The following is a 21,057-nucleotide window of genomic DNA, read 5'->3' on the forward strand; positions in this document are numbered from 1 at the left end:
TCATCACGGATTGCGAGTGTGACGAGATCCCGGGGCGTCGGCCCGGCGCAGCCACCGCGAGTGGCGCGGATCCGGGTGGAAGAGACCTCCGGCAGCGACGACGCTGTGAGTGCCGTACGACTCTGCCGGAGGAGCAGTGGACGTTTCCCTGACCCTGTGGGTGCTGACCATCCTTGGTCTGTGTGCCCTGATCGCCGCCGATTTCTTCATCGGCGGCCGTAAACCGCACGAGGTCTCCCTCAAGGAGGCCGGAATCTGGACCGGTGTCTGGATCGCGCTCGCCGCGCTCTTCGGACTCGGGCTGCTGGTCTTCAGCGGCACCGCGCCCGCCGGTGAGTTCTTCGCGGGCTTCATCACCGAGAAGTCCCTGAGCGTCGACAACCTCTTCGTCTTCGTACTGATCATGGCGAAGTTCGCGGTCCCCGCGATCTACCAGCAGCGGGTGCTGATGGTCGGTGTGCTGATCGCGCTGGTGCTGCGCGCCGGCTTCATCGGCGCCGGCGCCGCGATCATCGCCAACTTCTCCTGGGTGTTCTACATCTTCGGCGCGTTCCTCATCTGGACCGCGTGGAAGCTCATCAAGGAGGCGCGCGCCGAGGAGGAGGACGAGGAGTTCGAGGAGAACCGCTTCCTCAAGATGGTCGAGAAGCGCTTCCCGTCGACCGACACGTACCACGGCACCAAGCTGTTCATCGTCGAGAACGGCAGGCGGCTGATGACGCCGATGCTGATCGTCATGCTGGCGATCGGCACGACGGACGTCCTCTTCGCGCTGGACTCCATCCCGGCGATCTTCGGCCTCACCCAGGACCCGTACATCGTCTTCACCGCCAACGCCTTCGCCCTGATGGGCCTGCGTCAGCTGTACTTCCTGATCGGCGGGCTGCTCAAGAAGCTGGTCCACCTCTCGTACGGCCTGTCGGTGATCCTCGGGTTCATCGGCGTGAAGCTCGTGCTGCATGCGCTGCACGAGTCCGGGGTGGCCGTTCCGGAGATCAGCATTCCGGTGTCGCTGGGCGTCATCTGCGCCGTCCTCGTCGTCACGACGATCACCAGCCTGCGTGCCTCGAAGAAGCAGGCGGCCACCGAGGCGAAGGCCAAGGACGACGTCCACGCCTGACGGCCACGCGGTTTCGCGGCCGGTGGTCCCGTACGGATACGGGGCCACCGGCCGCGACCGTGCGCGCCTACCAGCCGCGCTCGCGCCACTCCGGCAGATGCGGCCGCTCGGCACCGAGCGTGGTGTCGTCGCCGTGGCCCGGATAGACCCAGGTCTCATCGGGCAGCCGGTCGAAGAGTTTGGCCTCCACATCGCCGATCAGGCTGGCGAAGTTCTTCGCGTCGCCCCAGGTGTTGCCGACGCCACCGGGGAAGAGGCAGTCCCCGGTGAACAGATGCGGGGCGCCGTGCGGGTCGTCGTAGACCAGGGCGATGCTGCCCGGGGTATGGCCGGCCAGGTGGCGCGCGGTCAGTCGGACATGCCCGACGCTGATGGTGTCGCCGTCCTCGACCGGGACGTCCGTGGGGACCGGAATGCCCTCGGCGTCGTACCGCCCCGCGTACGTCCGCGCACCCGTCGCATCGACCACCTCGCGCAGCGCACCCCAGTGGTCACCGTGCTGGTGCGTGGTCACCACGGAGGCGATGCCGCTGTCGCCGATCATCGCGAGCAGGGTGTGCGGCTCGGCGGCGGCATCGATCAGCAGCTGCTCGTCCGTGGCCCGGCACCGCAGTAGGTACGCGTTGTTGTTCATCGGACCGACCGCGACCTTCGAGATCATCAGGTCGGTCAGCTCATGCACGTCGGCCGGTCCGCCGACCTTCACTGCTCCGCTGTAGGCCATGAGGCCACTCTAGAGCGGGGGAACGGGGGGCAGGGCGGAGCCCGGGACATCGAGTCCGGCGCCGTCGTCGCGGCCGGTCAGCCAGCCGACCAGCTGTGCCGCGGAACCCGTCACCACCAGGGGCGCGGCCCCGGTGTCCGTACGCCCGGTGCGCCGGCGGCGGCCGTCGTCGCTCACCAGCTCCAGGGCGGGCAGAGCCGGATGCCCGGCGAATTTCACCGCGGTCAGGAAGTCCAGCTCGCCCTCGACGAATACGGGCAGCAGCTGGTCGAGGCTGTATCCGACGCCCAGGTCGATGTGGTGCAGCTCGACCTCGGCCAGCCGGCGCAGCGCCAGACGGTCGGCGCGCTCGACGACGCCGTTGCGCATCTCGACCCGGTACGCCAGGCGGTCGTCCGGCAGGGACCGTGCCGCCGCGTCGAAGCGGGCGGCGCTCTCCCGCAGGTCCTCCAGGTGGTCGGCCAGCGGGCGGTCGGCGTCCCGCTCGATGTCGGTGTCGCGGGCCGTTTCGCTCGCGTACATGGGCGTGCGGACGTCCGTACGGGCCCAGGTCAGGAGGTTGCCCAGGGCGTCCGCGTTACGCGAGAGATGGGCGAGGACATGGCCGCGGGTCCAGCCGGGGAGCAGGGACGGTTCGGCGATCGCCTCGTCGTCCAGTTTGCCGGCCGAGACCAGGAGCCGGTCGGTGGCCTCACGGACGGCGGATGCGTCGCGCGGGAAGTCCTGCGGGGTGGTGGTCATGCTCCGAAAGTAGCGCCACTGGGCCGAGTTGGGGAGTCGGCCGGTGCCGTCGGGGGCGTACGCGGGGGCGGAGGGAGGGCGGGCGGCAGGCCGGAAGGCGCCGCCGCCCGCCCCGGCTCAGGCCGCCGCGGTGTCCGGCCCCCCGAACCACCGCAGCAGCGCGGCGTCGAGCCCGTCGGGCGTGTCCCCGGCGTCGGCCGCCCAGGCGGTGCAGCCGTCCGGGCGCACCAGCAGACCGGTGAGGCCGGGCCGCTGCGGACAGCCGGCCGTGTGCAGCCGTACCCGGTCGCCGTACCCGGCGGCGCGCTTGCGGACCTCGGGGTCGTCCGCGAGATCGAGCAACAGGGCGTGGCCGCCGCGCAGATGGTCGGCGAGCCGGGTGCCGTCGGACAGCTCCAGGTCGGGCGCGCTGCCGCCGGTCAGCGGGTGGTCGCCCGGCAGGTCGTAGCGCTGCCAGACGCCGGAGATCTTCTTGGCGAAGAAGGTGGTGGCGTCGACCGTGCCGGTCAGTTCCGCGATCACCTTGCGCAGCGCGCGGGTATGCGATTCCGGCCGCATCAGCGCCACCTGGGCCCGGGTCCATTCCAGTACCCAGGCGCCGAGCGGATGCCGCTCGGTGGTGTACGTGTCGAGCAGCCCCTCCGGCGCCCGGCCCTTGACCGTGGCGGCCAGCTTCCAGCCGAGGTTCATCGCGTCGCCGAGGCCGAGGTTGAGGCCCTGCCCGCCGAACGGCGAGTGCACATGCGCCGCGTCCCCGGCCAGCAGCACCCGACCCGAGCGGTAGTCCGGCACCTGGCGGGCGTTGTCCGTGAAGCGGGTGGCCGAGTGGACCTTGGTGATCGTGACGTCCGGCACGCCGGAGACGTGCCGCAGGGCGGCCTGCAGTTCCTCGGCGGTGACGGGCGCGCTGCGGTCCGCGGGCGGTCCGTCGAACTCCACGGTGAGGATCCGGCCGGGCATCGGGCCGTGCACATACGTCCCGGTCGCGGTCCAGTTCCAGCCGACTCCCAGGGCGTCGGCGCCGGTCAGTTCGACGATGGCCTGGTGGCCGGTGATCTCGGGGGCCGTACCGGGGAACGGGAATCCGCCGAGCCGGCGGACCGCGCTGCGGCCGCCGTCGCAGCCCACCAGCCAGCCGGTGCGCAGCGAGCCGTCCGAGGTGTGGACGTGTACGCCGTCCTCCTCGGCGTCGAAGCCGGTCAGGGTCACCCCGCGGCGCAGCTCGACGCCCAGCTCGGCGGCGCGGGCGGCGAGCAGCCGCTCCAGTGCCTCCTGGGGTATCAGGCCGAGGTCGCCGGCCGGGCCGCTCGTGCCGAAGTCCGGATCCGACTCGTCCAGGAGGTCGCCGCGGAGCATGATCCCGGCGAAGTGGCCGGCGAACTTCGGCGGCGCCTTCACCTGGGAGGCGCCGGCGGCACCCCGCTGCCGCATGAACGCGCTGAATTTCTCGAATGCGGCGCGCTGCACCTCCATCAGGTCGGGCAGCATCCCGCGCCGGTAAAGGGCCTCCGCACTGGGGGAGTTGATCGCCCCCGCCTTGATCGTCGTATCCACTTCGGTCAGCCGCTCCAGGACGACGACCGTTACGTCTGCCAGTGCGAGCTCGCAGGCGAGCATCAGCCCCACCGGGCCGCCCCCTGCCACTACTACGTCTGCGTCATGGCTCATGGCATGGATTGTAGTCACTAAAAATTTGTTCCGGCTAAAATTATGGCCATGGGAGACGGAGTGGTGGACGGCGAACGGGCCGGGCGTGCGAAGGAGGCCGGGCTTCCGGGGGAGCGCGGGCGCCAGGAGGAGACGGGGTACACGGCGGAGGCCGGCGGCATGGAGGAGGGCGGGCACCTGACGTTGCGCGAGCGCAAGAAGCTGCGGACCAGGCAGCGGATCTCCGGCGAGGCCACGCTGCTGTTCATCCGGCGCGGTTTCGACAACGTCACGGTCGCCGAGGTCGCACGCGCCGCCGAGGTGTCCACGATGACCGTCTTCAACTACTTCCCGCGCAAGGAGGACCTCTTCCTCGACCGGATCCCGGAGGGGCGGGAGCTGCTCACCCGCGCGGTCCGGGAGCGGGCGGCGGACGAGACGCCGCTCGCCGCGCTGCGCCGGCTCGCCCTCGGCCTGCTGGCGCGGCGGCATCCGCTGGGGGGCGTGGGGGAGGGGTTCGAGCACTTCTGGCAGACGGTGCTGGACTCGCCCGCCCTGCGGGCGCGGGGCCGCGAGGCGGTGGAGGAGATGGAGAACACACTGGCCGGGCTGCTCGACGAGGCGGCGGGCGGTGCGGCCGGGGCGGTGGACGGTCCCTCCGCGGATTCCCGGCTGGCCGCGGCGCTGATCATCGCGGCGTTCCGCGTCGCCTACGCCGGTGCCGCGGCCCGGCAGCTCAAGGGTGACCCGGCCGACGAGGTGGCCGTTGACCAGGAGGCGGTGCTGCGGCGGACCTTCGATGCGCTGGAGCGGGCGCTGCCCGGGGGCTGAGGCCTGACGATCTCCGGCCCGGCGCGGCCGCGGGGCGGTGCCCGAGGGGCGGGGGCGGGGCGGGAAGGTTGTGGGGCCGCCACACGTTTGGGTGAAGAGGGCTTGCGCGTACCGTAAATCGAATGCACGTGCTATAGGCTCGTTATGGCATCACAAAGACAGTGCCGCGGCGGTCCCCATACCCTGGGGCGGGGGCTCCGCTCCGCTCCGCCGCCTCTGCTCGGGCACCGAGCGGCGGACGCAGAGCCGCGGCTCCCGCCCCTCTCCAAGAAAGGTGCCGACCGGCGTGGCCGACCGTCTCATCGTCCGTGGCGCTCGCGAGCACAACCTCCGCAACGTCTCGCTCGACCTCCCCCGCGACTCCCTCATCGTCTTCACGGGGCTCTCCGGGTCGGGCAAGTCCTCGCTCGCCTTCGACACGATCTTCGCCGAGGGGCAGCGGCGCTATGTCGAGTCGCTCTCCTCCTACGCCCGGCAGTTCCTCGGGCAGATGGACAAGCCCGATGTGGACTTCATCGAGGGCCTGTCCCCCGCGGTCTCGATCGACCAGAAGTCGACGTCCCGCAACCCCCGCTCGACGGTCGGCACGATCACCGAGGTCTACGACTACCTCCGGCTCCTCTTCGCCCGTATCGGCAAGCCGCACTGTCCCGAGTGCGCCCGGCCGATCGCCCGGCAGTCGCCGCAGGCCATCGTCGACAAGGTCCTCGAGCTGCCCGAGGGCAGCCGCTTCCAGGTGCTCTCCCCGCTGGTCCGCGAGCGCAAGGGCGAGTTCGTCGACCTCTTCGCCGACCTCCAGACCAAGGGCTACAGCCGGGCCAGGGTCGACGGCGAGACCATCCAGCTCTCCGAGCCGCCGAAGCTGAAGAAGCAGGAGAAGCACACCATCGAGGTGGTCGTCGACCGCCTCACGGTCAAGGAGAGCGCCAAGCGCCGGCTGACCGACTCCGTCGAGACCGCCCTGGGCCTGTCCGGCGGCATGGTCATCCTCGACTTCGTCGATCTCGACCCCGATGACCCGCAGCGCGAGCGGATGTATTCGGAGCATCTGTACTGCGCCTACGACGACCTGTCCTTCGAGGAGCTGGAGCCGCGCTCCTTCTCCTTCAACTCCCCCTTCGGCGCCTGCCCGGACTGCACCGGCATCGGCACGCGCATGGAGGTCGACCCCGAGCTGATCATCCCCGACGAGGACCGCTCCCTCGACGAGGGCGCCATCCACCCCTGGTCGGGCGGCCACACCAAGGAGTACTTCGGCCGCCTGGTCGACGCGCTGGCGGACGCCCTCGGATTCCGTACGGACATCCCCTGGGCCGGCCTCCCGGCCCGCGCCAAGAAGGCGCTGCTGCACGGCCACAAGACCCAGATCGAGGTGCGCTACCGCAACCGCTACGGCCGCCAGCGGGCCTACACCACCCCCTTCGAGGGAGCCGTGCCGTTCATCAAGCGGCGGCACAGCGAGGCCGAGAGCGACAGCAGCCGCGAGCGCTTCGAGGGCTATATGCGCGAGGTGCCCTGCCCGACCTGTGAGGGCACCCGGCTCAAGCCGATAGTCCTCGCGGTCACGGTGCAGGAGCGCTCCATCGCCGAGGTCGCGGCCATGTCGATCAGCGACTGCGCCGACTTCCTGCGCGAGATGACGCTCAACGCCCGCGAGAAGAAGATCGCCGAGCGGGTCCTCAAGGAGGTCAACGAGCGGCTGAAGTTCCTGGTCGACGTCGGCCTGGACTACCTCTCGCTGAACCGCGCGGCGGGCACCCTCTCCGGCGGCGAGGCCCAGCGCATCCGGCTCGCCACCCAGATCGGCTCCGGCCTGGTGGGCGTGCTCTACGTCCTGGACGAGCCCTCGATCGGCCTGCACCAGCGCGACAACCACCGGCTGATCGAGACCCTGGTACGGCTGCGTGACCTCGGCAACACCCTGATCGTGGTGGAGCACGACGAGGACACCATCAAGACCTCCGACTGGGTCGTCGACATCGGCCCCGGCGCCGGTGAGCACGGCGGCAAGGTCGTCCACAGCGGTCCGCTCAAGGAGCTGCTGACCAACAAGGAGTCGATCACCGGGCAGTATCTGTCCGGCAAGCGGTCCATCGCGACGCCCGACATCCGCCGGCCCGCGGATCCGTCCCGGCAGCTGACCGTGCACGGCGCGAAGGAGAACAACCTCCAGGACATCGACGTCTCCTTCCCGCTCGGCGTGCTGACCGCCGTCACCGGCGTCTCCGGCTCGGGCAAGTCGACGCTGGTCAACGACATCCTCTACACCCACCTGGCGCGCGAGCTGAACGGCGCCAAGTCGGTCCCCGGACGGCACACCCGGGTGGACGGCGACGACCTCGTCGACAAGGTCGTCCATGTCGACCAGTCGCCCATCGGCCGGACGCCGCGCTCCAACCCGGCGACGTACACCGGTGTCTTCGATCATGTCCGCAAGCTGTTCGCGGAGACGATGGAGGCCAAGGTCCGCGGCTATCTGCCGGGACGCTTCTCCTTCAACGTCAAGGGCGGCCGCTGCGAGAACTGCTCCGGCGACGGCACGATCAAGATCGAGATGAACTTCCTGCCGGATGTGTATGTGCCGTGCGAGGTCTGCCACGGCGCGCGCTACAACCGCGAGACGCTGGAGGTCCACTACAAGGGCAAGTCCATCGCCGAGGTGCTGGACATGCCCATCGAGGAGGCGCTGGACTTCTTCGAGGCGGTGCCGACCATCTCCCGGCATCTGAAGACCCTGCACGAGGTCGGTCTGGGCTATGTCCGGCTCGGCCAGTCCGCGCCGACCCTCTCCGGTGGTGAGGCGCAGCGGGTGAAGCTGGCGAGCGAGCTCCAGAAGCGTTCGACGGGCCGTACGGTCTATGTCCTGGACGAGCCGACCACCGGCCTGCACTTCGAGGACATCAGCAAGCTGATCACGGTGCTGTCCGGGCTGGTCGAGAAGGGCAACTCCGTCATCGTCATCGAGCACAACCTCGATGTGATCAAGACGGCGGACTGGGTCATCGACATGGGCCCCGAAGGCGGCAACGGCGGCGGACTGGTCGTCGCCGAGGGCACGCCGGAGGAGATCGCATCGATCCCGGCCAGCCATACCGGCAAGTTCCTGCGGGAGATCCTCGGCGACCGGGTCAGCGACGCCGCGACGTCGGGGAAGCCGGCGAAGAAGGCGGCCGCGAAGAAGCCGGTGACCAAGGCGAATTCCACCAAGGTCAGTGCGGCCAGGACGGCCGCGGCGAAGAAGACGGTGGCCAAGAAGGCGGCGGCGAAGGCCCGCAGGCTCTCCTGACGCCGAGCGGGCCGGACGGATGGCCCGGCGAATGGGCCGTCCGTCCGCCCCGCGCCCGCGGTGCGCCTCAGGCGAGATCCGCCGCGTACGGAGGTTCCGCGCCCGCCCGGGAGCAGGTGACGGCGGCGGCACGGGCGGCGAAACCGAGGATGTCGCGCCAGTCGTCGGGGCCGAGCGCGGCGACGCCCTCGCGCGAGAGGGCGTCATGGGCGTCCAGCCGGTGCAGCAGCGCCGCATTGACGGTGTCGCCCGCGCCGATGGTGTCCACCACCTCGATCCGGCGGCCGGGCACGCTGACCTCGCCGCCGCCCGGCGTCAGCACCGTCAGTCCGTCGCCGCCCCGGGTGATGACGATCGCCGCCGGACCGTAACCCAGCCATCCCCTGGCCACGGCCGCGACCGCGTCCCGGGCCCCGCCCGGCCGGCCCGGCCCGTCCCCCGCGCCCGCCAGCCACCCCGCATCCTCCTCCGACAGCTTCAGCACGGTCAGATACGGCAGCCAGGACCGGAAGCGGGCCCGGTAGGCGTCCGCGTCCGGGATCAGGCCGGCCCGGATGTTCGGGTCGAGCGCCGTGCACACCCCCCGCCCGGCCTCCCGCCGCAGCAGCGCCTCGTACGCGCTCGCCCCCGGCTCCAGCGCCAGCGAGCAGGTGCCGAGCGAGAGTGCGCGGACCCCGTCCGGCAGCGCGGGAGGCAGGGCGAAGAGCCGGTCGGCGGTGCCCGCCACATAGAACCCGTATCCGGCCGAGCCGTCCGGGCTGATGTCCGCCACCGCGAGCGTGGTCGGCTCGTCGCCGCGCTGCACCAGGCGGGTGTCCACACCATCGGCCCGCAGCCCCTCCAGCAGCGCCTCGCCGAAGGCGTCGGTCGAGACCCGCGAGCAGAACGCGGTGGGCGAACCCAGCCGCCCCAGGGCGACCGCGGTGTTGTACGGACCGCCGCCGCGCCGCGGAAGCAGCGCGGGCAACTGGCCCTTTCCCGAGGAGCCTTGAGGGTTGGGGACGAGGTCGATCAGCGCCTCGCCGGCGACGACGATCACGGGATGCGGTTCCTTTCCTGGGCGGCCGGGGGAGTGGCCGGTGGCGCGGCCGGCGGCGGTGCGTCCTCGGGGCAGCCGCACGACGCGCGGCGCGCGGAGGTGTGGTGCGTGCGGCCCAGTTCGTCGACGGTGCCGAGCGCCGCGGCGCGGGTACTGGGGCGTACCGGGCGGCTCTCGTCCGGCGCACGCGGGACCGTGACGACGGAGACGCCCGCGCGCCGTGCCACGTCCACCATCGTTGTCATCCGGCTCTTCCTCCCCGGGGCCGCCGCGCCACCACGGTCCGGCCCATGGCGGGCGCGCCTGGCCGCCGCCCTGCGAGGGCACCACAGTACGACTCCCCAAGGCTGCACGTAAACGCTTACGTGCAAGCATGCCTCCTCGGCACACCGAGCCGGTACGGCGCACGCCCTCCGTGCTCCGCCGGTGCGACGCCGCGCGCGTCCCTCCGCGTCCGGCGGCCGGTACCGGAGACCCAGGGCCGCAGGAGCAAGGGCCGGAGGGCCAACGGCCGCAGGGTCGGGCGCCGTGAGCCAAGCGCAAGCGCCGCAAGGCCAAGGCCCGCAGTCTTGGGGAGGCCGGGCGGGAGCCGCGGCGCGGGCGCCCGGCCCCGCCGGAAGCGGAACAATCAGCGCCGGTATCGTCGGGAGCCGGCCATCCGCCCCTGACCCCGGACCCCCCCCTGGAGCAGCCATGAGCCAGTCACCCGCCCGCCGAACCGTGCTGCGCGGTGCCGCGCTCGCGGGTGTCGCCGGCTTCGGGGTGGCGGCCTGCTCCCCGGGCGCCGAGGAGTCGGCGGTGCCGGACAAGCCCGTCGAGCTGGGAGCCGCCGCCGAGGTGCCGGTCGGCGGCGCCAAGCTCTACCGCGAGGACCGGCTCGTCGTCTCGCAGCCGGCCAAGGGCGAGTACAAGTGCTTCGGCGCCAAGTGCACCCACCGGGGCTGCGTCCTCGCCGAGGTCCAGAAGAACGAAGGCAGCTGCCCCTGCCACGGCAGCCGTTTCGACGTCACCACCGGTCAGGTCATCCAGGGCCCGGCGACCGAGCCGTTGCCTGAGGTGCCGGTCAAGACGAAGAACGGGAAGCTGATCGCGGGCTGAGGCCCCGGCCGGCCGGGGAGTCTCACCCCCAGTCCCAGCCGATGCCCAGTATTCCGGGCCGTACGCCCTGCTCCACCAGGTGGACGGCCCGGTGGGTGCCGCCGAGCGTCAGCTCTCGCTGGGCGCTGCGCGGGGCGCCGGCCGAGACCTGGGCGAAGCGGCGGCAGCGCACCGGCAGCGCCGCCTCGTCGAAGCGCACCTGAAGGACGTACTGGCCGCCCGCGAAGCTGAAGCCCCGTACGTACTCGGTGCTGGGGCCGCCGCTGCCGTCCTCGAAGAGGTACCCGAAGACATGGGTGTCGCCGGCCCGCAGCCGGGCGTCGAAGAGCAGCTCGGCGACCACCACGCCGGTGTCCGCGTCGCCGCGCACCCGGCCCAGCCGGCAGTTCTCCGCCGCCCGCACGCGCACCCGGGACGGATCGCAGCCCGTATCGCCCCGGTGGATGGCGACATAGCGGTCGACGTCGTCCCGGTGGGCGCGCACGACCTGCAGCGATTCTCGGGCGCGCAGCTCGCGGCGCGGCCCGATCAGGACCCGTTCGTGATGGCCGACGGTGTGCAGCCCGCCGTCCGCGGGGGTCTCCAGCTCGGCGAACAGCTGGTGCAGCGCGCCGGCGGGCGCCATCAGGGAGCGGTACGAGCGTGCGGTGGGGCGTTCGGCCTCGGGGCGGGCGCCGCCTTCGGGCACCAGGAGGCGGTGCAGCGACCGCGCGGGCAGCTCCAGGACCTCTTCCAGGGCGCGCACCGCCCGCAGCGATTCGGGGCGCTGCGGCCGCCGGGCGCCCTGCTGCCAGTAGCTCAGGCTGGTCACCCCGACCTTGATGCCGCGCTGGGCGAGTTTGTGCTGGACGCGGGTCAGCGCGAGGCCGCGGGCGGTCAGCGCGCTGCGCAGCGCCAGATGGAACGGCCCGGTCCGCAGCAGCTGGTCCAGCTCGGCCGATTCGGGGGTGTTCTGTGCCATTGCCTCAATTCCTCCGGCGCGCTGGTGAATGTTCACAACCGGCTCGCACGCCGTGCGCTCTGACCGCCTGTTCACTGCAGTACGCCGGGCACCGGACGTTCACATCCGGGCCCGTCCGTCCACACCCGCATATCACCTCGCATTGAAGCGTGTTGACCCGCGTGCGACAACACCCGATGCTCCTCAGCAGCATCCGGATGCGCTCCTCTCACCCCCTCACCCCCCGTCTCGGGAGGAACGCCATGACCCGTGCCCCCCACGCACGTCTCGCGCGCCGCAGATGGCTGTCGGCAGCGGCGCTCACCGCCGCCGCTTTCACGGCGCTCACCACGCTTCCGGGAGCGACCGCTTCGGCGGCCACGCCCCCGGCGCACGCCGCCATCGCCACCAGGAAGGCGTCCGCGGCCAACCGTCTCGACATCTCGATGCAGGCCCAGCAGAAGACCAACTGGTGCTGGGCCGGCTCCGGCAACACCATCGCGGCCTGGTACGGCCGGAACTACAGCCAGAACCAGTTCTGCAACGCCGCCTTCGGCCGCCAGCAGAACACGACCTGCCCCAACAATCAGGCCACGCTCGGCAATGTGCAGAACGCATTCGACTGGATGGGCATCAACTCCGGTTCCTATGTGACCGGATACCTGCGCTACAGCACCGTGCAGAGCGAGATCAACGCCAACCGGCCCATCGAGACCCGCATCGAGTGGTCCTCCGGCGGCGGCCATATGCACGTCATCTACGGCTTCGACACGGCCGACAACTGGGTCTACTGGGGCGACCCCTGGGCCGACAACAGCCGCTACAACTGGGGCGACTACGACTACTACGTGAACGGCAGCTCCTTCTCCTGGACGCACTCCCTCTACCGGATAGGGGCCTGAGGCCATGCCGAAGCGCACCGCGCGCACCGCACTTCGCGCCGCCGCCACGGGAACGTTCGCCGCCGCGCTCATCGCCGCCGCCCCGTACGCCGCACGGGCCGCCGACGCTCCCGCGGCACCGCCCCGCGCGGCCGTCGCCGCCGCCCACGAAGCGGCCACCGCGCCCGCGACCCTCGACACCCTCGCCCGGTTCTTCGCCCATGCGCCCGGTGGCGCCCGCGCCGCCACTCCGGGCCGGGCGCACATCGAGGGCGGCGCCGTCCCCGTATACGTCCTGTCCCCCGACTTCGTCCGCGGCAAGGCCAACGCCCCCGTCGCCCGACTGGAGTTCCTCGCCAGCAAGGCGGTCGCCGCCGACGGGCGGACGGCCTCGGTGTGGACGGTGCGGCGGGGCGCCACCTGGAAGGTCGTCAATATCGCCGACGGGGACGACGAGACCCGTTACGTGGCTGCCGGCGGCGGGACCGGGACGGTCTTCCGGGAGCCGCAGATCGATGCCTGGTACGTACAGCGCGGCGACCGCATCGAGCCGCTGGACCCGGACGCCCGCAAGGCCGTCGGGGCGCACGGCAGCACCGTCGCCGCCTACCGGAAGCGGGTGGCGAAGGCGTACGGCGACAAGCTTCCCGGCTCCGCGTACGACAAGCGCGGCGAGGCCGGGGGGTACGGACCGGCGGCCGGCGCCCGGAAGGGGGCGCCGGTGAGGGCGGGCTCCCGCGCGGAGCGCGCCGGGGCCGATGAGCTCGTGGGCGCGGGCATGCCGGTCACCGCCGCCTCGACCGTCGCGGGCGCCGCCGCGCTGCTGGCGCTGGGCCTCTGCGGCGCCGCGGCGCTGAGGAGGCGGCGCAGCGGCTGACGGAAGCGCGGCTTCCGCCCCCCACCCCACCCACACACCCTCCCCCGCCCCCACCCTGCCCTCCCCCCGAAGGGGGGAGGGCAGGGTGACGGGGGGTGGGGGCGGGGGCCGGCCCGGCCACGGCTCGCGGGCCCCGCCCCGGGGCCCGCGTCGGCCCAGTCCCCGCCCCCGCGAGGGCCCCCTCCCCGCCCCGTACGCCCCCGCCCCCCGTCCCGGATCGCTCTGCCGACCGTGAATGTCAGTGGCGGTCAGTAGGGTGGTGGGCATGGCAGACCCCAGCAGCTACCGACCCAAGCCGGGACAGATCCCCGACTCGCCGGGGGTCTATAAGTTCCGGGACGACCACGGCCGGGTCATCTACGTCGGCAAGGCGAAGAGCCTGCGCCAGCGCCTGGCCAACTACTTCCAGGACCTGGCCGGACTCCATCCGCGTACGCGCACGATGGTCACCACGGCCGCCTCGGTGGAGTGGACTGTCGTGTCCACGGAGGTCGAGGCGCTCCAGCTCGAGTACAGCTGGATCAAGGAGTTCGACCCCCGCTTCAACGTCAAGTACCGCGACGACAAGAGCTATCCGTATCTCGCGGTGACCCTCAACGAGGAGTTTCCTCGGGTCCAGGTGATGCGTGGCGCCAAGAAGAAGGGCGTGCGCTATTTCGGCCCGTACGGCCATGCCTGGGCGATCCGGGAGACCGTCGATCTGATGCTGCGGGTCTTCCCCGTACGCACGTGCTCCGCCGGTGTCTTCAAGCGTTCCGCCCAGATCGGCCGTCCCTGTCTGCTCGGCTACATCGGCAAGTGCTCGGCGCCCTGCGTCGGCCGGGTCTCCGCGACGGAGCACCGCGAACTCGCCGAGGAGTTCTGTGACTTCATGGCGGGCCGCACGGGCGCGTACATCCGCCGCCTGGAGCGGCGGATGCAGGACGCGGCGGAGGAGATGGAGTACGAGCGGGCGGCCCGGCTGCGCGACGACATAGGTGCGCTCAAGCGGGCCATGGAGAAGAGCGCCGTGGTGCTCGCGGACGCCACGGACGCCGATCTGATCGCCGTCGCCGAGGACGAACTCGAGGCCGCCGTCCAGATCTTCCACGTCCGTGGCGGGCGGGTGCGCGGCCAGCGCGGCTGGGTCACCGACAAGGTGGAGGCCGTCACGACCGCGGGTCTCGTCGAGCATGCGCTCCAGCAGCTCTACGGCGAGGAGCGGGGCGACGCCGTTCCGAAGGAAGTCCTGGTTCCGGCGCTGCCCGAGCCCGTCGAGCCGGTCCAGGAGTGGCTCGCCGGCCGCCGGGGCTCCCAGGTCTCGCTGCGTATCCCGCAGCGCGGCGACAAGAAGGACCTGATGGCCACGGTCCAGCGCAATGCCCAGCAGGCCCTGGGCCTGCACAAGACCAAACGCGCCTCGGACCTGACGACCCGCTCGCGGGCCCTGGAGGAGATCGCCCGGGCCCTCGGGCTGGACGCGGTGCCGCTGCGCATCGAGTGCTTCGACATCTCCCACCTCCAGGGCGAGGATGTCGTCGCTTCCATGGTGGTCTTCGAGGACGGCCTCGCCCGGAAGAGCGAATACCGCCGCTTCCAGATCAAGACCTTCGAGGGGCAGGACGATGTCCGCTCCATGCACGAGGTCATCCGCCGCCGCTTCAAGCGCTACCTCCAGGAGAAGCAGAAGTCGGGGGAGTGGACGGAGGAGCCGGCCGACGAGGCCCCCGTGGAGGACGACGGCGCGCCGGATGCGATGGCCGGCCGCCCCACGGACGAGGACGGCCGCCCCAAGCGGTTCGCCTATCCGCCGCAGCTGGTGGTCGTCGACGGCGGTGCTCCCCAGGTGGCGGCCGCCCGCCGCGCCCTGGACGAGCTCGGCATCGACGATGTCGCGGTCTGCGGCCTGGCCAAGCGCCTCGAGGAGGTCTGGCTGCCCGATGACGACGATCCGGTCGTGCTGCCCCGTAGCAGCGAGGGCCTCTATCTCCTCCAGCGCGTGCGTGACGAAGCGCACCGCTTCGCCATCACCTACCAGCGCAGCAAGCGCACCAAGCGGCTGAAGTCCTCGCCGCTGGACGCCGTCGCGGGCCTGGGTGAGACCCGCCGCCAGGCGTTGCTCAAGCACTTCGGTTCGCTCAAGAAGCTGCGGGCCGCCACCATCGACGAGATCTGCGAGGTTCCGGGCGTCGGCCGCAAGACCGCGGAAACGGTTGCGGCGGCGCTGGCCGGGGCGGCTCCGTCCGCCCCCGCGGTGAACACCGCCACAGGAGAGATCATTGAGGATGACGGGGTCCCCTCGGCCGCGTTGTCAGCAGAACGGGGGCAGGACCGATGAGCGCAGAGCACGAAATGCAGGAAACCGAGAAAGACGGTGCACAGGTGAGTACGGGCACGACCGATCAGGGCGAGAGCGCCGCCATCCCCGAACTGGTGATCATCTCCGGTATGTCGGGGGCGGGCCGGAGCACGGCCGCCAAGTGCCTGGAGGACCTGGGCTGGTTCGTCGTCGACAACATCCCGCCCGAGCTGATCCCGCCGATGGTCGAGCTGGGCGCCCGCTCCCAGGGCAATGTCGCCAAGATCGCCGTCGTCGTGGATGTCCGCGGCCGTCGCTTCTTCGCCAATCTCAAGGAGTCCCTGGCGACCCTCGACGCGCAGAACGTCAAGCGCCGCATCGTCTTCCTGGAGTCCTCCGACGAAGCCCTGGTGCGCCGCTTCGAGTCGGTGCGCCGCCCGCATCCCCTCCAGGGCGACGGCCGGATCGTCGACGGCATCGCCGCCGAGCGCGATCTGCTGCGCGAGCTGCGGGGCGACGCCGACCTGGTCATCGACACCTCCAGCCTCAACGTCCATGAGCTGCGCGCCAAGCTGGACGCCCAGTTCGCCGGCGAGGAGGTCCCCGAGCTGCGCGCCACGGTCATGTCCTTCGGCTTCAAGTACGGCCTTCCGGTCGACGCCGACATGGTCATCGACTGCCGCTTCATCCCCAACCCGCACTGGGTTCCGGAGCTGCGCCCCTTCACGGGCCTGAACGAAGAGGTCTCCGACTACGTCTTCAACCAGCCCGGTTCCAAGGAGTTCCTGGACGGCTACGCCGAGCTGCTGCGCATCGTCGCCGAGGGCTACCGCCGTGAGGGCAAGCGCTATGTGACCATCGCGGTCGGCTGTACGGGCGGTAAGCACCGCAGTGTCGCCATGTCCGAGAAACTGGCCAGCCGCCTGGTGACCGAGGGCGTCGAAACGGTCGTCGTCCACCGGGACATGGGGCGCGAATGACCGGCCGTACGCCGCGGCTGCGCCGCGTCCGCAGGTTCGTTCCCGGCGGCCGTACGGCGAAGAAGGGCGCCACCCCCAAGGTGGTGGCGCTCGGGGGCGGTATGGGTCTGTCCGCCTCGCTTGCCGCGCTGCGCCGGATCACGGGCGATCTGACGGCCGTCGTCACGGTCGCCGACGACGGCGGCTCCAGTGGCCGGCTGCGCGATGAGCTGGGGGTTCTGCCGCCCGGTGATCTGCGCAAGGCGCTGGCGGCGCTGTGCGGCGACGACGAGTGGGGCCAGACCTGGGCCCGGGTGATCCAGCACCGTTTCCAGTCCGAGGGTGAGCTGCACGACCACGCCGTCGGCAATCTGCTGATCGTCGCCCTGTGGGAGCAGCTCGGCGATCATGTCCAGGCGCTCGACCTGGTCGGCAAGCTGCTCGGTGCGCAGGGCCGGGTGCTGCCCATGTCGGCGGTGCCTCTGGAGCTCCAGGCCCAGGTCAGGGGCCATGAGGTGGCGCGTCCGGACGAGGTCACCACGGTCCGCGGCCAGGCCACCGTCGCGCTCACCCGCGGCGAGGTGCTCTCCGTCCATGTGGTTCCGGAGGACCCGCCGGCCGTTCCCGAGGCGGTCGCCGCGGTGCGCGATGCCGACTGGGTGGTGCTGGGTCCCGGCTCCTGGTTCTCGTCCGTGATCCCGCATCTGCTGGTGCCGGAGTTGCGCGAGGCCCTGGAGGAGACCAAGGCCCGAAAGGTCCTTTCGCTCAACCTTGCTCCCCAGCCGGGCGAAACCGATGGCTTCTCACCGCAGCGTCATTTGGAGGTTTTGGCCCGACACGCCCCTAAACTCGCCTTCGACGTGGTGCTGGCCGACCAGGCCGCCGTGCCCGACATCGAAGGTCTGACGGTTGCCGCCAAGCAGCTGGTGGGCAGCGAGGTCGAGCTGGCTGCGGTCGCCGCACAAGGAGACGACGCCCGGCCGAGTGCCGGGCCGCCGCCCGACCGGCACGACCCGGAGCTGCTGGCAGCCGCGTATGACCGTATTTTTCGGATGCATGGAAGGATCGGCCCATGGCGATGACGGCTGCGGTGAAGGATGAAATCTCCCGGCTCCCCGTCACCCGGACCTGCTGCCGGAAGTCGGAGGTCTCGTCGATCCTGCGGTTCGCGGGTGGTCTGCACCTGGTCAGCGGCCGCATTGTGATCGAGGCGGAGCTGGACACGGGCATCGCCGCCCGGCGGCTGCGCAAGGACATCCTGGAGATCTTCGGGCACTCCTCCGACCTGGTGGTGATGGCCCCCGGCGGCCTGCGGCGCGGCAGCCGCTATGTCGTACGGGTGGTGGCCGGCGGCGATCAGCTGGCCCGGCAGACGGGCCTGGTTGACGGCCGCGGCCGCCCCATCCGCGGGCTGCCCCCACAGGTGGTCTCCGGCGCGACCTGCGACGCCGAGGCGGCCTGGCGCGGCGCCTTCCTGGCCCATGGTTCGCTCACCGAGCCCGGCCGCTCCTCGTCCCTGGAGGTCACCTGCCCCGGGCCCGAGGCGGCGCTGGCGCTGGTCGGCGCGGCCCGCCGGCTGGGCATCGGCGCGAAGGCCCGCGAGGTGCGCGGGGTGGACCGCGTTGTCGTCCGTGACGGTGATGCGATCGGCGCGCTGCTGACGCGGCTGGGCGCCCATGAGTCGGTGCTGGCCTGGGAGGAGCGGCGGATGCGCCGCGAGGTGCGGGCCACCGCCAACCGCCTCGCCAACTTCGACGACGCCAACCTCCGTCGTTCGGCGCGCGCCGCGGTCGCGGCCGGCGCCCGGGTCCAGCGGGCGCTGGAGATCCTCGGCGAGGAGGTCCCCGAGCATCTCGCGGCGGCCGGCCGGCTGCGCATGGAGCACAAGCAGGCCTCCCTGGAGGAGCTGGGCGCCCTCGCCGATCCGCCGCTGACCAAGGATGCCGTCGCCGGCCGGATCCGTCGTCTGCTGGCGATGGCCGATAAGCGTGCCCAGGACCTCGGCATCCCCGGCACCGAGTCCAACCTCACCGAGGAGCTGGCCGAGGGCATGGTCGGCTGACGGACCGTGTTCCGTGCGCCCCTGGCGTCCCCTCGCGCTCTCGCGTCACTGCCGAACCGGCAGCGACGGGGAAGACGCGGAACGGGACGGCCGGGGGCGCTCGTTTGAGAGTACGGAAGCGCTTTTGTCAATGTCACGTACGTCTCTCTTTGGGGGTAGGGTCGGAGGCGGTCGGGGACATCCCATACAGCTCGCCGGTATCTGCGCCGGCGTACCAACGAGGAGATCGGTTCGTGACGATCCGCGTAGGCATCAACGGATTCGGCCGCATTGGTCGTAACTACTTCCGCGCGCTCCTGGAGCAGGGTGCGGACATCGAGATCGTCGGTGTCAACGACCTGACCGACAACGCCACCCTGGTCCACCTGCTCAAGTACGACACCATCCTGGGCCGTCTCAAGCAGGACGTCAGCCACACCGACGACACCATCACGGTCGGCGGCCAGACCTTCAAGACGATGGCCGAGCGCGACCCGGCGAAGCTCCCCTGGGCGGAGCTCGGCGCCGACATCGTCATCGAGTCGACCGGCATCTTCACGAAGAAGGCCGACGCCGAGAAGCACATCCAGGCCGGCGCCAAGAAGGTCCTGATCTCCGCGCCCGCCAAGGACGAGGACATCACGATCGTGATGGGCGTCAACCAGGACAAGTACGACGCGGCCAAGCACCACGTCATCTCCAACGCCTCCTGCACCACCAACTGTGTGGCGCCGATGGCGAAGGTTCTCGACGAGAACTTCGGCATCGTCAAGGGCCTGATGACCACGGTCCACGCGTACACCAACGACCAGCGCATCCTGGACTTCCCGCACAGCGACCTGCGCCGCGCCCGCGCCGCCGCGGAGAACATCATCCCGACCTCGACGGGTGCCGCCAAGGCCACCGCCCTGGTCCTTCCGCAGCTCAAGGGCAAGCTGGACGGCATCGCGATGCGCGTGCCCGTCCCCACCGGCTCGGTCACCGACCTGGTCCTCGAGCTGGACCGCGAGGTCAGCAAGGACGAGATCAACGCCGCCTTCCAGAAGGCCGCCGAGGGCCAGCTCAACGGCATTCTCGAGTACACCGAGGACCCGATCGTCTCCTCGGACATCGTCAACTTCCCGGCCTCCTGCACCTTCGACTCGAAGCTGACGATGGCTCAGGGCAAGCAGGTCAAGGTCGTCGGCTGGTACGACAACGAGTGGGGCTACTCCAACCGCCTGGTGGACCTGACCACCTTCGTCGGCGGCCAGCTCTGATCCCTGGCGGACAGCCGAGGCACCCAGATGTAAGGACGGGGCTCGTAGGGCGCGATGATGCGTCGTACGGGCCCCGTCCCGTGACCGACCAACCATGGAGTCACTCCGCATGAAGACGATCGACGACCTCGCCTCCGAGGGCGTGGCGGGCAAGCGGATCTTTGTCCGCGCCGACCTGAACGTGCCGCTGGAAGGCACCACCATCACCGACGACGGCCGGATCCGCGCCGTCCAGCCGACGATCGCCAAGCTCGCCCAGCTCGGCGCCAAGGTGATCGTCGCCTCCCACCTCGGCCGCCCCAAGGGTGCGCCGGACCCGGCCTTCTCGCTCGCCCCCGCCGCCGAACGGCTGGGTGAACTGATCGGCCGCAGCGTGGCGTTCGCGACGGACACCGTCGGCGAGTCCGCCCGGTCCGTCGTCGCGGGCCTGGGCGAGGGCGAGGTGGCCGTCCTGGAGAACCTGCGCTTCAACGCGGGCGAGACCAGCAAGGACGACGCCGAGCGCGGCGCCTTCGCCGACCAGCTCGCCGCCCTGGCGGACCTGTACGTGGGCGACGGCTTCGGCGCCGTGCACCGCAAGCACGCCTCCGTCTACGACCTGCCCAAGCGCCTTCCGCACGCCGCCGGCGACCTGATCGCCACCGAGGTCGGCGTCCTGAAGAAGCTCACCGACGAGGTCAAGCGGCCCTACGTCGTCGTGCTCGGCGGCGCCAAGGTCTCCGACAAGCTCGCCGTCATCGACCAGCTGCTGGAGAAGGCCGACCGCATCCTGGTCGGCGGCGGCATGGCGTACACCTTCCTCAAGGCCAAGGGCCACGAGGTGGGCATCTCGCTGCTGCAGGAGGACCAGGTCCCGGCTTGCCTGGACTACCTGGCGCGGGCCGAGAAGCGCGGCGTGGAGTTCGTCCTCCCCGTCGACGTCCTGGTTTCGCCCGAATTCCCGGACCTGAAGGGCAAGACCCCGGCCAACCCCACCGTCGTCGCCGCGGACGCCATCCCGGCCGACCAGGAGGGCCTGGACATCGGCCCGAAGACCCGCGAGCTCTACGCCGCGAAGCTCGCCGACGCGGGCACGGTCTTCTGGAACGGCCCGATGGGCGTCTTCGAGCACCCCGACTACGCGAACGGCACCAAGGCCGTCGCGAAGGGGCTGCTGGACTCGCAGGCCTTCACCGTCGTCGGCGGAGGCGACTCGGCCGCTGCCGTGCGCCTGCTCGGCTTCGACGAGAATGCTTTCGGCCACATTTCGACCGGTGGCGGCGCCAGCCTCGAATACCTCGAAGGCAAGACGCTCCCCGGCCTCGCCGCTCTGGAGGACTGAACAAACGTGACTGCT

The 21,057-nt window shown here is 71.1% G+C and carries 18 protein-coding genes; 12 read left to right on the forward strand and 6 right to left on the reverse strand.

Annotation, left to right across the window (positions count from 1 at the left end; translation table 11 throughout):
• Window positions 1-136 precede the first annotated feature (136 nt).
• A complete protein-coding gene (locus ACIRPT_RS30575; protein WP_403832899.1) occupies window positions 137-1,120 on the forward strand; it encodes a TerC family protein in 984 nt (327 codons plus the stop codon).
• 67 nt (window positions 1,121-1,187) lie between these two features.
• Here the strand turns inward: ACIRPT_RS30575 and ACIRPT_RS30580 are convergent, their stop codons facing one another.
• The 3 genes from ACIRPT_RS30580 to ACIRPT_RS30590 all read right to left on the reverse strand — a co-directional run bounded on the left by ACIRPT_RS30580 (window position 1,188) and on the right by ACIRPT_RS30590 (window position 4,253).
• Complete coding sequence (locus ACIRPT_RS30580) at window positions 1,188-1,844, reverse strand: MBL fold metallo-hydrolase (protein WP_403832901.1); 657 nt, start codon at window positions 1,842-1,844, stop codon at window positions 1,188-1,190.
• A gap of 9 nt (window positions 1,845-1,853) precedes the next feature.
• A complete protein-coding gene (locus ACIRPT_RS30585; protein WP_403832904.1) occupies window positions 1,854-2,585 on the reverse strand; it encodes a maleylpyruvate isomerase family mycothiol-dependent enzyme in 732 nt (243 codons plus the stop codon).
• A 117-nt stretch (window positions 2,586-2,702) separates the two neighbouring features.
• The gene (locus ACIRPT_RS30590) at window positions 2,703-4,253 is read right to left on the reverse strand and encodes an FAD-dependent monooxygenase (protein ID WP_403832907.1); all 1,551 of its coding nucleotides are present in this window, start codon (window positions 4,251-4,253) and stop codon (window positions 2,703-2,705) included.
• A gap of 159 nt (window positions 4,254-4,412) precedes the next feature.
• Between ACIRPT_RS30590 and ACIRPT_RS30595 the strand changes: the two genes are divergently transcribed.
• Complete coding sequence (locus tag ACIRPT_RS30595; RefSeq protein ID WP_403833157.1) at window positions 4,413-5,063, forward strand: TetR/AcrR family transcriptional regulator; 651 nt, start codon at window positions 4,413-4,415, stop codon at window positions 5,061-5,063.
• 286 nt (window positions 5,064-5,349) lie between these two features.
• The gene (gene uvrA, locus ACIRPT_RS30600) at window positions 5,350-8,349 is read left to right on the forward strand and encodes an excinuclease ABC subunit UvrA (RefSeq protein ID WP_403832909.1); all 3,000 of its coding nucleotides are present in this window, start codon (window positions 5,350-5,352) and stop codon (window positions 8,347-8,349) included.
• A 67-nt stretch (window positions 8,350-8,416) separates the two neighbouring features.
• Here uvrA and ACIRPT_RS30605 read toward each other — a convergent pair whose 3' ends face one another.
• Both ACIRPT_RS30605 and ACIRPT_RS30610 read right to left on the reverse strand, forming a co-directional pair.
• On the reverse strand, window positions 8,417-9,388 hold the full coding sequence (locus ACIRPT_RS30605; protein ID WP_403832911.1) for a carbohydrate kinase: 972 nt from the start codon (window positions 9,386-9,388) through the stop codon (window positions 8,417-8,419).
• Window positions 9,385-9,633 carry a LacI family DNA-binding transcriptional regulator gene (locus ACIRPT_RS30610; protein WP_403832914.1) on the reverse strand — a complete coding sequence of 83 codons (249 nt, stop codon included), beginning with the start codon at window positions 9,631-9,633 and terminating at the stop codon, window positions 9,385-9,387. Before ACIRPT_RS30610 ends, ACIRPT_RS30605 begins: the two co-directional genes overlap by 4 nt.
• Window positions 9,634-10,081: 448 nt before the next feature.
• Here ACIRPT_RS30610 and ACIRPT_RS30615 point away from each other — a divergent pair, with 448 nt between their 5' ends.
• Complete coding sequence (locus ACIRPT_RS30615) at window positions 10,082-10,486, forward strand: Rieske (2Fe-2S) protein (protein ID WP_403832916.1); 405 nt, start codon at window positions 10,082-10,084, stop codon at window positions 10,484-10,486.
• Between the two features lie 22 nt (window positions 10,487-10,508).
• Here the strand turns inward: ACIRPT_RS30615 and ACIRPT_RS30620 are convergent, their stop codons facing one another.
• Window positions 10,509-11,447, reverse strand: coding sequence for a hypothetical protein (locus tag ACIRPT_RS30620; protein WP_403832919.1), 939 nt, complete (start codon window positions 11,445-11,447; stop codon window positions 10,509-10,511).
• 242 nt (window positions 11,448-11,689) lie between these two features.
• On the opposite strand from ACIRPT_RS30620, the gene ACIRPT_RS30625 reads away from it, so the two are divergent.
• The 8 genes from ACIRPT_RS30625 to ACIRPT_RS30660 all read left to right on the forward strand — a co-directional run bounded on the left by ACIRPT_RS30625 (window position 11,690) and on the right by ACIRPT_RS30660 (window position 21,042).
• Window positions 11,690-12,328, forward strand: a complete 639-nt coding sequence (locus ACIRPT_RS30625; protein ID WP_403832921.1) for a papain-like cysteine protease family protein — start codon at window positions 11,690-11,692, stop codon at window positions 12,326-12,328.
• A gap of 4 nt (window positions 12,329-12,332) precedes the next feature.
• Window positions 12,333-13,184, forward strand: coding sequence for a hypothetical protein (locus ACIRPT_RS30630; protein ID WP_403832924.1), 852 nt, complete (start codon window positions 12,333-12,335; stop codon window positions 13,182-13,184).
• 265 nt (window positions 13,185-13,449) lie between these two features.
• On the forward strand, window positions 13,450-15,501 hold the full coding sequence (gene uvrC / locus ACIRPT_RS30635; RefSeq protein ID WP_403832927.1) for an excinuclease ABC subunit UvrC: 2,052 nt from the start codon (window positions 13,450-13,452) through the stop codon (window positions 15,499-15,501).
• Window positions 15,502-15,515: 14 nt separating this feature from the next.
• On the forward strand, window positions 15,516-16,442 hold the full coding sequence (gene rapZ / locus ACIRPT_RS30640; RefSeq protein WP_403833160.1) for an RNase adapter RapZ: 927 nt from the start codon (window positions 15,516-15,518) through the stop codon (window positions 16,440-16,442).
• A complete protein-coding gene (gene yvcK / locus ACIRPT_RS30645; protein ID WP_403832930.1) occupies window positions 16,439-17,503 on the forward strand; it encodes a uridine diphosphate-N-acetylglucosamine-binding protein YvcK in 1,065 nt (354 codons plus the stop codon). Before rapZ ends, yvcK begins: the two co-directional genes overlap by 4 nt.
• Window positions 17,494-18,483 (forward strand): DNA-binding protein WhiA, encoded by a 990-nt coding sequence (gene whiA, locus ACIRPT_RS30650; RefSeq protein WP_018091880.1) that lies wholly within the window; start codon window positions 17,494-17,496, stop codon window positions 18,481-18,483. Before yvcK ends, whiA begins: the two co-directional genes overlap by 10 nt.
• A gap of 233 nt (window positions 18,484-18,716) precedes the next feature.
• Window positions 18,717-19,721, forward strand: coding sequence for a type I glyceraldehyde-3-phosphate dehydrogenase (gap, locus tag ACIRPT_RS30655; protein WP_403507257.1), 1,005 nt, complete (start codon window positions 18,717-18,719; stop codon window positions 19,719-19,721).
• A gap of 109 nt (window positions 19,722-19,830) precedes the next feature.
• A complete protein-coding gene (locus ACIRPT_RS30660; protein ID WP_403832934.1) occupies window positions 19,831-21,042 on the forward strand; it encodes a phosphoglycerate kinase in 1,212 nt (403 codons plus the stop codon).
• The last annotated feature ends 15 nt before the right edge of the window (window positions 21,043-21,057 follow it).

Origin of the sequence: Streptomyces sp. NPDC101227, from assembly GCF_044767545.1 — a bacterium.
GTDB lineage: Bacteria > Actinomycetota > Actinomycetes > Streptomycetales > Streptomycetaceae > Streptomyces.

What these genes read in the sequence shown, in the direction of transcription:
- ACIRPT_RS30615 (WP_403832916.1), top strand. Translation starts at nt 10,082, where the DNA reads ATGAGCCAGTCACCCGCCCGCCGAACCGTGCTGCGCGGTGCCGCGCTC.
- ACIRPT_RS30595 (WP_403833157.1), top strand. Translation starts at nt 4,413, where the DNA reads ATGGAGGAGGGCGGGCACCTGACGTTGCGCGAGCGCAAGAAGCTGCGG.
- whiA (WP_018091880.1), top strand. Translation starts at nt 17,494, where the DNA reads ATGGCGATGACGGCTGCGGTGAAGGATGAAATCTCCCGGCTCCCCGTC.
- uvrC (WP_403832927.1), top strand. Translation starts at nt 13,450, where the DNA reads ATGGCAGACCCCAGCAGCTACCGACCCAAGCCGGGACAGATCCCCGAC.
- ACIRPT_RS30660 (WP_403832934.1), top strand. Translation starts at nt 19,831, where the DNA reads ATGAAGACGATCGACGACCTCGCCTCCGAGGGCGTGGCGGGCAAGCGG.
- ACIRPT_RS30590 (WP_403832907.1), bottom strand. Translation starts at nt 4,253, where the DNA reads ATGAGCCATGACGCAGACGTAGTAGTGGCAGGGGGCGGCCCGGTGGGG.
- ACIRPT_RS30580 (WP_403832901.1), bottom strand. Translation starts at nt 1,844, where the DNA reads ATGGCCTACAGCGGAGCAGTGAAGGTCGGCGGACCGGCCGACGTGCAT.
- rapZ (WP_403833160.1), top strand. Translation starts at nt 15,516, where the DNA reads ATGCAGGAAACCGAGAAAGACGGTGCACAGGTGAGTACGGGCACGACC.
- ACIRPT_RS30630 (WP_403832924.1), top strand. Translation starts at nt 12,333, where the DNA reads ATGCCGAAGCGCACCGCGCGCACCGCACTTCGCGCCGCCGCCACGGGA.
- yvcK (WP_403832930.1), top strand. Translation starts at nt 16,439, where the DNA reads ATGACCGGCCGTACGCCGCGGCTGCGCCGCGTCCGCAGGTTCGTTCCC.
- ACIRPT_RS30620 (WP_403832919.1), bottom strand. Translation starts at nt 11,447, where the DNA reads ATGGCACAGAACACCCCCGAATCGGCCGAGCTGGACCAGCTGCTGCGG.
- ACIRPT_RS30610 (WP_403832914.1), bottom strand. Translation starts at nt 9,633, where the DNA reads ATGACAACGATGGTGGACGTGGCACGGCGCGCGGGCGTCTCCGTCGTC.
- ACIRPT_RS30625 (WP_403832921.1), top strand. Translation starts at nt 11,690, where the DNA reads ATGACCCGTGCCCCCCACGCACGTCTCGCGCGCCGCAGATGGCTGTCG.
- ACIRPT_RS30585 (WP_403832904.1), bottom strand. Translation starts at nt 2,585, where the DNA reads ATGACCACCACCCCGCAGGACTTCCCGCGCGACGCATCCGCCGTCCGT.